The 11,876-nt window shown below is 66.8% G+C and carries 8 protein-coding genes; 7 read left to right on the forward strand and 1 reads right to left on the reverse strand.

The window, feature by feature from the left end; genetic code table 11:
* The first annotated feature begins 31 nt into the window (after positions 1–31).
* The 3 genes from rfbB to F9C41_RS33450 all read left to right on the forward strand — a co-directional run bounded on the left by rfbB (position 32) and on the right by F9C41_RS33450 (position 4,550).
* Positions 32–1,009 carry a dTDP-glucose 4,6-dehydratase gene (gene rfbB / locus F9C41_RS33440; protein ID WP_155390840.1) on the forward strand — a complete coding sequence of 326 codons (978 nt, stop codon included), beginning with the start codon at positions 32–34 and terminating at the stop codon, positions 1,007–1,009.
* Positions 1,006–1,875, forward strand: a complete 870-nt coding sequence (gene rfbD / locus F9C41_RS33445; RefSeq protein WP_407924760.1) for a dTDP-4-dehydrorhamnose reductase — start codon at positions 1,006–1,008, stop codon at positions 1,873–1,875. Before rfbB ends, rfbD begins: the two co-directional genes overlap by 4 nt.
* A gap of 434 nt (positions 1,876–2,309) precedes the next feature.
* Positions 2,310–4,550 carry a hypothetical protein gene (locus F9C41_RS33450; protein WP_155390841.1) on the forward strand — a complete coding sequence of 747 codons (2,241 nt, stop codon included), beginning with the start codon at positions 2,310–2,312 and terminating at the stop codon, positions 4,548–4,550.
* A gap of 112 nt (positions 4,551–4,662) precedes the next feature.
* Here the strand turns inward: F9C41_RS33450 and F9C41_RS33455 are convergent, their stop codons facing one another.
* A complete protein-coding gene (locus F9C41_RS33455; RefSeq protein WP_155390842.1) occupies positions 4,663–6,096 on the reverse strand; it encodes an aldehyde dehydrogenase family protein in 1,434 nt (477 codons plus the stop codon).
* Between the two features lie 83 nt (positions 6,097–6,179).
* Here F9C41_RS33455 and F9C41_RS33460 point away from each other — a divergent pair, with 83 nt between their 5' ends.
* From F9C41_RS33460 to F9C41_RS33475, 4 genes are all read left to right on the forward strand, one after another.
* Positions 6,180–7,610: a gamma-aminobutyraldehyde dehydrogenase gene (locus F9C41_RS33460; protein ID WP_155390843.1), complete on the forward strand. Its 1,431-nt coding sequence runs from the start codon at positions 6,180–6,182 to the stop codon at positions 7,608–7,610.
* Entirely contained in the window at positions 7,607–8,890 is a 1,284-nt protein-coding gene (gene gabT / locus F9C41_RS33465; RefSeq protein ID WP_456236821.1) for a 4-aminobutyrate--2-oxoglutarate transaminase, read from the forward strand. The genes F9C41_RS33460 and gabT overlap by 4 nt, the downstream gene beginning before the upstream one ends.
* 185 nt (positions 8,891–9,075) lie before the next feature.
* Positions 9,076–10,188 carry an LCP family protein gene (locus F9C41_RS33470; protein WP_155390845.1) on the forward strand — a complete coding sequence of 371 codons (1,113 nt, stop codon included), beginning with the start codon at positions 9,076–9,078 and terminating at the stop codon, positions 10,186–10,188.
* 383 nt (positions 10,189–10,571) lie between these two features.
* Complete coding sequence (locus F9C41_RS33475) at positions 10,572–11,873, forward strand: sugar transferase (RefSeq protein WP_155390939.1); 1,302 nt, start codon at positions 10,572–10,574, stop codon at positions 11,871–11,873.
* Positions 11,874–11,876 lie beyond the last annotated feature (3 nt).

An 11,876-nucleotide genomic window follows, 5' to 3' on the forward strand; every position in this document is an offset into this window, starting at 1 on the left:
AGCCCGCTTCGTCAGCTAAACTCCCGGACTTGTGAAACTCCTTGTCACCGGCGGTGCCGGCTTCATCGGCTCTGAATATGTCCGCAATCTGCTCCAGGGCGGCTACGGGCCTTCCAAAGACGATGTCACCGTGCTCGACAAGTTGACCTATTCGGGCAATTTGGAGAACCTGGCCGCCGTCGCCGACGACCCTCGGTACACCTTCGTGCAGGGCGACATCTGTGACGCAGATCTCGTCGAGCAGCTGATGCCAGGCCATGACGCGGTCGTCCATTTCGCGGCCGAAACGCACGTCGACCGTGCTGTGCACGGACCCGCGCAGTTCGTCCAGACGAACGTCGTCGGCACCCAGGTGCTCCTGGACGCCGCGAGGCGGCACCGCGTCGGCCGGTTCCTGCACGTCTCCACAGACGAGGTATACGGCTCGATCGAGCAGGGTTCCTGGACGGAGGAGTGGCCGCTGGCCCCCCGCTCGGCCTACTCTGCGGCGAAGGCCGGTTCCGACCTGCTGGCGCTGGCCTACCACAAGACCTACGAGCTCGACGTGGTGGTGACCCGGTGTTCCAACAACTACGGGCACTACCAGTTCCCGGAGAAGGTCATCCCGCTGTTCGTCACCAACCTGCTCGACGGCGGGTCGGTGCCGCTCTACGGCGACGGCCTCAACATCCGCGACTGGCTGCACGTCTCCGATCACTGCAACGGCATCCAGCTGGCGCTGACCAAGGGCCGTGCCGGCGAGGTCTACCACATCGGTGGCGGCACCGAGCTGACCAACCGCGAGCTGACCGAGATGCTGCTGGCTGCCACGGGTCGCACATGGGATGCGGTCCGGCCGGTCGAGGACCGCAAGGGGCACGACCGTCGCTACTCGCTGAGCATCGAGAAGATCCGCAACGAGCTCGGGTACGAGCCGCAGGTCTCGCTCGACGAGGGCCTGGCGCGCACCGTGGCCTGGTACCGGGACAACCGGAGCTGGTGGGAGCCGCTCAAGGGACAGTCCCTGTGACGATCAAGGTACTCGTCACAGGTGCCGGCGGCATGCTGGGCACCGACCTGGTGGCGGCCCTGGGCGCCGGTGGCTTCGCGGTCGTCGCCGCCGCCCGCGCGGACCTCGACATCCGGGTTCCCGAGCAGGTCGCTGCCGCGCTGCCCGGGGTCGACATCGTGATCAACGCTGCGGCGTGGACCGACGTCGACCGGGCCGAGACGGAGGAGGCGGCGGCCACCGCGATCAACGGCACGGCGGTCGGCACTCTCGCCGCGGCGTGCGCGCAGGCCGGTGCCCGCCTGATACAGATCTCCACCGACTACGTGTACTCCGGCAAGTCGGTCCTCCCGTGGGCGGAGTCCGAGGCCACCGACCCTGTCAACGCGTACGGTCGCGGCAAGGAGTCGGGCGAGCGGGCGGTGTTCGAGCATCTGGGCGATCGTGGCTACGTGGTCCGTACGGCGTGGCTCTATGGCGCCCAAGGGCGCAACTTCGTCGGCACCATGCTGCGGCTCGCCTCCCAGCGGCCGACGCTCGACGTCGTCGACGACCAGCACGGCCAGCCGACCTGGACGTGCGCCCTAGCGGACCAGTTGATCGAACTGTGCCGGGCGGCATACGCGGGCAAGGCGCCGGGAGGCGTTTACCACGGCACCGCGTCGGGCCAGACGACCTGGTACGGGTTGGCCCGAGCGGTGTTCGAGTTGTCCGGACTCGATCCTGATCGTGTCCGCCCGGTGGACACGGCGGCGTTTCCACGGCCTGCCAAGCGTCCCTCTTACAGCGTGCTGGGCCACGACCGGTGGGCGGCCGCCGACATTGCCGTTCAACCGATGTGGCAAGACCAGTTGCGTGCCGCGCTGGCGCAGTGGCCGAGCCACTGAAGGATCGTCTGCCGCGCCAGCGGTTTTCATCCGGCAACCTTCAGCTTCGACCGTCGTCGTGGTCGGCTCCCGGGCTGAAATCGGCGCCCCAAAAGGAACGTTGATCTCTGCTAACGTGGGGCCCGTTCTCGGCCATGCCGAAGGCTGACACGAGCCAAACTGCCGCTTATCGACACCCCTCAACCAGCATTAGTCGGTGGAAACAGCGACACCAAGCTCCTGGCGACATGATTCGTCAGCGCATTCTCGAATGGGCATTCAAGGCGAATGAAAAAGGGCATATTGGCTCTGCTCTGTCTATCACAGACATCATCGTCGCAATCGCCCCCGGCGGACGGGCGTTCGTAGCCAGGTCAGCTCGCGCGCAACGGGCCCGAGCTGACCTGGCTTCGCGTGTGGCTTGAGGCCGAACAGCACCAGAAAGGTCACGTGAGATGACAACCGTCGTCCTGAACCTCCTCATTGCTTCGGGGGGGCTCGCCCTACTGTCAGCGCCCGTACTGCTTGCAGCTACTTTCCGCGCGCTGTCGGTCCATCACGTGCTGGCGGGTCTGATGGGCTCGATGGCTGCCGTCTCCCTCGTCGGGTACTGCATCGTCAGCCTGTGGGGTACGGGTCTGCTCCCTCTCCTGGTCGTGGGCGTGCTACTCAGCGGAGTCCTCGCTCTCGCCGCGGCGCGAGCGGTGGTCTTGCGCCTGTGGCGACGCAAAGCATTGTGGCCACCTTCGGGGCTTGTATATCTGGTCATCGGACTGGTCACCGGATTGTTCTTGGTACTGCCGGGGCTCATGGCGCTGAACGCCCTTGACACGCGTTTCGGGTTGGTGTCGAACTACAACACGGACCCCATTACATATGCTCAGTGCACGCTGGCCATGTCCTCAGCGACACCGGCTGACGCCGCAGCGACCCTGCCAGTGGTGCAGAGCTGCCACCCTGCGGTGGTCAGCCTTATCAACCTTCTGTCGAGCATGACTGGGCTCAGTGCCCTTTCGGCCACTACTCCGGCCCTGATTCTCATCTCGGCGTTGATTCCTGTGGCCCTGTGTTCTTTGGCTAAATCAGTGTGGCCGGCTGTTTCCCAGCGGGCCCTCCTGGCCACCGGAGTGGTCGCGACCGTCTCTCCGCTTATCGCCTACCACGTTGCCAATGGATTCATTGCTGCGCTCCTGGCAATTTCGACGGCTGCCGCCGTGTTGAGCGGTTCGTTCCTCGTCGCGGCGAGAAACCACCGCGTCGGAGTCCTGCTGATCATCTTGGGCGGAATCACTGGGATGTACGCCTATCTGGAGTTCTTGGGCCCGGTCACCGTGGCAGCTCCAGTCGTGACATTGGTGACTCTGATGATCGGCGGGAGTCGAGGTATTCGGAAAACCCTGCGGAACACGATGCCGGCTCTGCTGGCCAGTGGTGCCGTATATCTGGCGACCCTACCGCTCCTCATGGGCGCTCTTTCCATATTCCGTGAACGTCTCAGTGATAAAGGCTTCGGCGCTGCCGGCTGGCCCATGGGCCCGGTCGATGTCGTCAAGGTCATGTTTTGGCCACCGGGGCTCCACGAAACGATGTACACCGAGCAGACTCATCTCACCGGCGGCTTCGTCCTGGGGTGGGCGCTATTCGTGGCCATCATCGTCGCAACCTGCATGGCCGCGAAGAAACAGGTGAACGATTTCGACAGCCGCGTCGTCTCGATCGTGGCGATCGGCATCACTGCGCTCGCGTTGATCGGTGCGTCCTGGATGTTCGGCACCACGGCGTATCAGACCTGGCGGATTGAGACTCTGGCGTTGCCCTTGCTGTTGAGCATCGTCCTGCCCGCCACCACAGCGCTCCGCGGGATGCTTGGCTCCTGGGGCCGCCTCGTCCTGCCCCTCGCTCTCGGCGGCTCACTGCTGATCCCGTCACTTGCCTGGCTGCCGACCAGCACGTACTCGGTCGCGAACGAGACGACCGTGCCCGCCACACCTGATGCCCTCTTTAAATCGGCAGACATCGTTGCGGGAATGGACATCGGAACAATAAACGTCCACCTGCCGAGTTTCTTCCAAGGTCTATCGGCCGAGACCTATATGCACGACCTGACGGTCGCCGTCGTCCGGAACGGCGACCCCAACACCGTGGCCTTCGCGGATACCTGCACCTTGACGACTCGATCCATGCTGACCGACGTTCAAGCGGAGGTCACCCGTCTGGCGGGGGACTACGTGCTGATCCCCTACCCGGCTCCTTGCTCCAAGACGACTGCTCCAGGAAAGAGGATCTCTCCGTTCGCGGAACTGTTCGGCCCTGCGGCATACGGCGGCATTCGAATCAGCTGGACGACGGTGGCTCAGCAGCCAACCTCGGCTGGCGGCTCATCGGTGCGATGGCTGGGCCAAGGCGCGGGTGGTGTCCTGGTGAACTCTGCGAGCTCTCCCGAGCGAATCCGACTACTCGCAGACGTCACGGTAAAAAACCCGTCAGCGACCCTCACCTTTACTTTCAACGGCACTGCCTATCCATTCCAGGCAGCCGGCGGCAAGGCACGAATAGACTTGACGCTGGATGCGCCACCGGGGTCGACCGAATTCGGGTTGCGCACGGACTCGGCCCCCATCGAGCCGGGAAGGTTCTTCCGACTCCAACCTGCCGACTTCCGGATACTCCCTCCCCCGTCTGGCTCATCGGCTTGACCCACATGCAATAACGTGGACGACAAACCACGCCCGTCACCCGGATGAAATCGGCCGAGGAGATCATCGAATCCCTCGGCCGATTCAATCAACGCATTTCAGGCGCAGGGCATTAGAGGACGAGGCCAGTCAGCACCATGACCCGCGGATCGGTGTAGTCGTCCATGGCGCTGCGCAGGCCCTCGCGGCCGGTGCCGGAGCCCTTCACCCCGCCGTACGGCATCTGGTCGGCGCGGAACGACGGCACATCGCCGACGATCACGCCGCCGACCTGCAACGTCGCGTGCGCTGTGAACGCGGTCTGCAGGTTGCTCGTGAACACGCCCGCCTGCAGGCCGAAAGCCGAGTCGTTGACCGCGGCGAACGCGGCGGCGTCGGAGTCCACCGTGGACACGACGAGCACCGGCCCGAACACCTCGTCGCAGGCGACTCTGGCATCGGCGGGCACGTCGGCCAGCACGGTCGGGGCGTACGTCGCACCGTCGCGAGTGCCCCCGACCAGCACCTTCGCCCCCGCCGCGACGGCCTCGTCCACCCAGCTCTGCACGCGCTCGGCGGCCGCCACGCTGATCATCGGACCGACCTGCGTGTCGGCCGCGGCCGGGTCGCCGGACTTGAGACCCCGCACTGCCTCGACGAGCTTCGGCACGAACGCCTCGGCCTGGTCGCGGTGCACGATCGCCCGCTGCACCGCGATGCAGCTCTGCCCGGCCTGATAGTTGCTGAACAGGGCGATGCGCTGGGCCGCCCAGGCCAGGTCGGCGTAGTCGCCGCAGACCACCGCCGCGGCGTTGCCGCCCAGCTCCAGGGTGACGTGCTTGTGCGGCACCGCGGCCTGGATCGACGCGCCGACCGGGCCGGACCCGGTGAACGACACCACCGGCAGCCGCGGATCGGCCACCAGCGCCGCGGCGCGCTCGTTGGGCACCGGCACCACGGAGAACATGCCCGCGGGCAGCTCCGTCTCGGCCAGCAGCTCACCGAGCAGCAGCGCGGACAGCGGCGTGGCCGGGGCCGGCTTGACCACGATCGGCGCGCCGACCGCGATCGACGGGGCGACCTTGTGCGCGACCAGGTTCAGCGGGAAGTTGAACGGGCTGATGCCCAGCACCGGGCCCTTGGGGAAGCGCCGCACCACGGCCATCCGCCCCGCCGCGGCGGGATCGGTGTCCAGCCGCATCAGCTCGCCGGAGAAGCGGCGCGCCTCCTCGGCGGCCCAGCGGAACGTCGACACGGCGCGGCCCAGCTCGGCCTTGGCCCACATGAGCGGTTTGCCGTTCTCGGCGCTGATGAGCGCGGCGACCTCGTCGCCCCGCTCGGCCAGCCGCCTGCTGACGTGGTCGAGGGCGGCGGCGCGGGCGGCGGCGGGCAGCCGGGCGGCTTCGCCGGCCACCTCCGCGGCGGCCGCTACCGCGTTTTCGACCTGCTCAGGCGTAGCGTTGGCGGTCTGACCGACCACGCGCCCGTCGTAGGGGTTGCGAACAACAACGAGATCATCACTGGTCTCCGGGGAACCGGCGATCCAGTACGGGGTGCGATCGGCCATATGCCCACCCTAACGCACGGAAACAGTTGCTCAAGACCCTTGCTCGACACGGATTTCGTCGCGAAGATAGCCGTATGCCACCGATGACAGAGAAATTGGCCAACTTTATCAACGGCAAGTACGTAGCTCCGGTGGACGGCGGCTACGCCGATCTCATCGACCCGTGCACCGGGGAGATTCTCGCCGAGACCCCGGTCTCCGGGAAGCAGGACGTGGAGGACGCCATGGCCGCCGCGGCCGCCGCGTTCGAGATCTGGCGGGACACCACGCCCAGCGAGCGCCAGAAGGCCCTGCTGAAGATCGCGGACGCGGTCGAGGCCCGCGCCGACGAGCTGGTCGCCCTGGAGAGCCGCAACACCGGCAAGCCGCTGCACCTGACCGCGAGCGAGGAGCTGCCGCCCGCGATCGACCAGCTGCGCTTCTTCGCGGGCGCGGCCCGGCTGCTGGAGGGCCGCTCGGCCGGCGAGTACATGGCGAACCTGACCAGCTACGTGCGCCGCGAGCCGATCGGCGTCTGCGCGCAGGTCACGCCCTGGAACTACCCGCTCATGATGGCGGTGTGGAAGTTCGCGCCGGCGATCGCCGCGGGCAACACCGTGGTGCTCAAGCCGTCGGACACCACGCCGATGTCGACGCTGCTGCTGGCCGAGATCGCCGCCGAGTTCCTGCCGCCGGGCGTGCTCAACGTGGTCTGCGGTGACCGCGACACCGGCCGCGCCCTGGTCGCGCACCCGACCCCGGCGCTGGTCTCCATCACCGGCTCCACCCGGGCGGGCTCCGAGGTCGCCGCGTCGGCCGCGCCCGCACTCAAGCGCACCCACCTGGAGCTGGGCGGCAAGGCCCCGGTCCTGGTGTTCGACGACGCCGACATCGCCGCGGCCGCCGAGGGCATCGCGATCGCCGGCTTCTTCAACGCCGGCCAGGACTGCACCGCGGCCACCCGGGTGCTGGTCACCGAGGGGGCGTACGACGCGTTCGTGGCGGCCCTCACCGAGCAGGCCCGCAACCTCAAGACCGGCGCACCCGACGACGAGGACGTGCTCTACGGCCCGCTCAACAACGCCAACCAGCTCGCCAAGGTCACCGGCTTCATCGAGCGGCTGCCCGCGCACGCCCGGGTCACCACCGGCGGCGAGCGCGTCGGCGAGCGGGGCTGGTTCTTCGCGCCGACCGTCGTCGCCGACCTGATCCAGGGCGACGAGATCGTCACCGACGAGGTGTTCGGCCCGGTCATCACCGTGCAGAAGGTCGCCGACGAGGCCGAGGCGCTGCGCTACGCCAACGACTGCCGCTACGGGCTGGCCTCCAGCGTGTGGACCGCCGACCACGGGCGGGCGATGCGGCTGAGCCGGCGGCTGGACTTCGGCTGCGTGTGGGTGAACACCCACATCCCGCTGGTCGCGGAGATGCCGCACGGCGGTTTCAAGCAGTCGGGGTACGGCAAGGACCTGTCCGCGTACGGCCTGGAGGACTACACCCGGGTCAAGCACGTCATGCACAACATCGGAGAATGATCTTGAGTGCCTCCTCTGAGATCCACGCCCGCCGCGTGGACGCGGTGGCCCGCGGCGTCGGCTCGGTGCTGTCCTCCTACGTCGACCGCGCATCCGGCGGGACGCTGACCGACGTCGACGGGCGGGAGTGGATCGACTTCGCCGCCGGGATCGCGGTCACCAACGTGGGCAACAGCAATCCCGCGGTGGTCGCGGCGGTGCGCGAGCAGGTCGAGCGGTTCACCCACACCTGCTTCATGGTCACCCCGTACGAGTCGTACGTGTCGGTGTGCGAGCAGCTCAACGAGCTGACGCCGGGTGACTTCGCGAAGCGCTCGGCACTGTTCAACTCCGGTGCGGAGGCGGTGGAGAATGCGGTGAAGATCGCCCGGTACGCCACCGGGCGCTCCGCGGTGATCGTGTTCGAGCACGGCTACCACGGCCGGACGAACCTGACCATGGCGCTGACCGCGAAGAACATGCCGTACAAGCACGGGTTCGGGCCGTTCGCACCGGAGGTCTACCGGGCGCCGATGTCCTACCCGCTGCGCGACGGGCTGACCGGCGAGCAGGCCGCCGCCCGCGCCATCGACGTGATCACCACGCAGGTCGGGGCGCAGAACGTGGCCGCGATCGTGATCGAGCCGATCCAGGGCGAGGGAGGCTTCGTGGTGCCCGCGCCCGGGTTCCTGCCCGCGCTGGCGTCCTGGGCGTCGGCGAACGGGGCGCTGTTCGTCGCCGACGAGATCCAGACCGGCTTCTGCCGTACCGGCGACTGGTTCGCCTCCGAGCACGAGCAGGTGGTGCCGGATCTGATCACCACGGCCAAGGGCATCGCGGGCGGCCTGCCGCTGGCCGCGGTCACCGGCCGGGCAGACGTGATGGACGCGGTGCACGCCGGCGGGCTGGGCGGCACGTACGGCGGCAACCCGATCGCCTGCGCGGCGGCGCTCGCCAGCATCCAGACCATGCGCGAGCTGGACCTGGCCGGCGCGGCGCGGCGCATCGGCGCGGCGCTGACCGACCGGCTGACCACCCTGGCCGGCAAGTACCCGCAGATCGCCCAGGTCCGCGGCCGCGGCGCGATGATCGCGATCGAGCTGACCAGACCCGGCACGCTCGAACCGGACCCGATCCTCACCGGCGCGGTGAACAAGGCCTGCCACGCGGCCGGCCTGCTCACCCTGACCTGCGGCACCTGGGGCAACGTGTTCCGCTTCCTGCCTCCGCTGGTCATCACCGACGAAGAGCTGGACCGGGGTCTGGCTCTGCTGGAACAGGCCCTCCGCACAACGACCTGATTCCATGAAGTGGCCATGCCGGGCAAATCACCCATTAGACCTAGAGTCGGAATTGCCCGGCATAGTCATTTTCATAACGTCCGCCCAATTGCAGCGCGTGACAATTGCCACTAATGCTGCCCGGTCCCGGTACCGCATCCTCGACCGGTCAGCAAAAGCAATCTGTAGTCAGTAGTATGCCCGCCATGGCACGCCGGTCCTCCTCTCATGCTGTACGCCCTTCCCGCTCCCGCTACGCCGACGATGATCTCACCGAAATCATCGAACCGATCGACGAAGCACCTCTGGGCAAGTCGGACAAGCAGAAGTTGCGTGGCCGCAAGCGCGCCAAGCGCATCGCCCTGATTGTCGGCCTGGTAGTCGCGTTGCTGGGCGGTGGCGGCCTGCTCGCCGGCGGGCTCTATCTGAAGTCGGTCGACGACAGCATCGAGCGCGTCGACGCTTTCGACGAGATCCCCGAGGAAGGCCGCCCCGTGAAGGCGGAGCCCAAGGTCAAGAACTTCCTGATGCTCGGCAGCGACACCCGCGACCCCAACGCCACCAGCGGCTCGCGCACCGACACGATCATTCTGGCGCACTTTCCCGCAGACCACGCCAGCGCGCAATTGATCTCGATCCCGCGCGACACCTGGGTGTTCATTCCCAAGGCGAAGAACGGCAACGGCGGCAAAGAGGCGAAGATCAACGCCGCGTTCAACTGGGGCGGCACGTCACTGCTGGTGCAGACCGTCGAGAAGTTCACCGGCATCCGCATCGACAACGTCGTCATCGTCGACTTCTCCGGCTTCGAGCAGATCGTCGACGCCCTCGGCGGCGTCACCATCACCGTGGAAAAAGGCTTCACCTCAAACTACTCACTGCTGCCCAGCCATGTCCGCGTGTTCAAGGCGGGCAAGCAGGTCATGAACGGCGGTCAGGCGCTGGACTACGCGCGTGAGCGCCACGCCTTCTCCGACGGAGACTTCACCCGGATCAAGCACCAGCAAGAGGTGATCAAGGCGGTGCTGGACAAGGCGACCTCCGGCGGCATCGTCTCGAACCCCGCCAAGCTGACCTCCTTCGTGAACGCGATGGCGAGTTCCGTCAAGGTCGACAAAACCATGTCGCTGCTCGACACGGCGATGGAACTCCGGGGTGTGAACGGAGCCGGGCTGTCGTTCTACACCAGCCCCACTGCCGGATTCGGCAAAAAGGGGGACGAAAGTGTCCTTATCCCAGATATGACCAAAGTCGGGCCTTTCTTTGAGGCTCTCAGCAAGAACGACATTCCCACCGTGGAATCACTGGCCAAGAAGTAACACTTCGGGTAATTACCCGCCCTGGGGCTGGCGCGACTCTCCCCACCGGCCCTAGGGTGCGAGCGACTGACAGTGACCGCCTATTGCGGGTCGCTCTGATACAAAAAGACCAACGGGGACAAGTTGTGGAAGATATGAGCCTGTCATCCTTCCGGTCGACTCCGACGGCGGGCGTGCCCAAGACCGCCGCCGGCACGCTCGCTGTCAAAGCCGACGAGGAGGGATTCTCACCCTCCGGCTTGACGCATGCCGTCAGGGTGCCCAGCCAGCGTCCCCCCACCAGCGCAGGGTGGGACGACGCGTTCGACGGCAATGACACGACGGCGGTCCTGCCCTACGTGGGCTCGGCGACATCGGGTCGCACCCGAGGTCTGCGGGCGTGGATGGTGGCCGCCCCGGTCGACCTCGCAGCCCTCGTCGCGCCGCTGCTGATGACCGACCGCTTCTGGCGCGGAAACCTCTCCTTCGCAGCGCTCACCATCGTCATCTTCGCGATGGGCGGGCTCTACCGGGGCCGGCGGCACATGAGCATCCTCGACGAGCTGCCCAGCATGTTCGGTCGCCTGCTCGCCTCCGCCTCCGTCGTTGCCATGATCGCGTCGCTCCGACACGATTCGGTCGGTCACGTCGCTGACTTCATGCGCAGTGTTGCCATCGCCGCAGGTCTTGTCATATTGGGCCGTGCTGTCACCCGGTCCATGGTGGTCTTCGCGCGCCGGCGTCGCTGGGTGGAGCACAACGCTTTGATCATCGGCAGCGGGCCGATCTCTGTCGACCTCGCCCGGCTGCTACGCCGCTACCCGCAGTACGGGCTGCGATTCGCGGGCAGCGTCGACACCGAAACCGCCCGCGAGTCTTCACTCCAACCGTTGGTCGGCACCCTCGAGGAGCTCCACAAGGCGGTCGCGATGACAGAGTGCGACGTCATCATCATCGCCGATCACCGGTGCCAGGAGTCACACCTGATGGAGATCATCAGACAGTCGGCCCAAGACTGCGACATCTGGGTCGTGCCGACGCTGTGGGGCTCCCACTCCAATGGCAAGCTGCCCGACCACATCGGCGCCATCCCCGTGGTCCACATCGCCGACACCACCCTGTCCGGCTGGCGTTGGGCGGTGAAGCGGGCCACCGACGTGACGTTCTCCTCGCTCGCGCTGGCGCTGCTGAGCCCGCTGCTGTTGCTGGCCGCGATCGGCACACGGCTGGACGGCGGCCCCGGCATCCTCTTCTACCAGGAGCGTATCGGCCGGCACGGCAAGCCGTTCAAGGTGATCAAGTTCCGATCGATGCGGCCGGTCAACGAGCACGAATCCCAGACCAACTGGTCGATCGCCCACGACAGTCGTGTCAGCCTCTTCGGCCGAATCATCCGACGTACCTCGATCGACGAGCTGCCCCAGCTGTGGAACATCCTGCGCGGCGACATGACATTCGTGGGCCCACGTCCGGAACGGCCGCACTTCGTGGAGAAGTTCACCGCGGAGTTCCCCGGATACGGCATGCGTCACCGAGTGCCGGTCGGCCTGACCGGCCTGGCACAGGTCAGCGGATTGCGTGGCGACACGTCCATCGCCGACCGGGCCCGGTTCGACAACTACTACATCGAGAACTGGTCGCTGTGGCTCGACATCAAGGTCGTGCTGCGAACGCTGTCGGAGGTCTTCCGCGGCGGCGGTCGCTGACGA

Origin of the sequence: Catellatospora paridis (assembly GCF_009720365.1) — a bacterium.
Taxonomy (GTDB): Bacteria; Actinomycetota; Actinomycetes; order Mycobacteriales; family Micromonosporaceae; genus Catellatospora; species Catellatospora paridis.

What these genes read in the sequence shown, in the direction of transcription:
- F9C41_RS33455 (WP_155390842.1), bottom strand. Translation starts at nt 6,096, where the DNA reads ATGGCCGATCGCACCCCGTACTGGATCGCCGGTTCCCCGGAGACCAGT.
- F9C41_RS33450 (WP_155390841.1), top strand. Translation starts at nt 2,310, where the DNA reads ATGACAACCGTCGTCCTGAACCTCCTCATTGCTTCGGGGGGGCTCGCC.
- F9C41_RS33470 (WP_155390845.1), top strand. Translation starts at nt 9,076, where the DNA reads ATGGCACGCCGGTCCTCCTCTCATGCTGTACGCCCTTCCCGCTCCCGC.
- F9C41_RS33475 (WP_155390939.1), top strand. Translation starts at nt 10,572, where the DNA reads ATGGTGGCCGCCCCGGTCGACCTCGCAGCCCTCGTCGCGCCGCTGCTG.
- F9C41_RS33460 (WP_155390843.1), top strand. Translation starts at nt 6,180, where the DNA reads ATGACAGAGAAATTGGCCAACTTTATCAACGGCAAGTACGTAGCTCCG.
- gabT (WP_456236821.1), top strand. Translation starts at nt 7,607, where the DNA reads ATGATCTTGAGTGCCTCCTCTGAGATCCACGCCCGCCGCGTGGACGCG.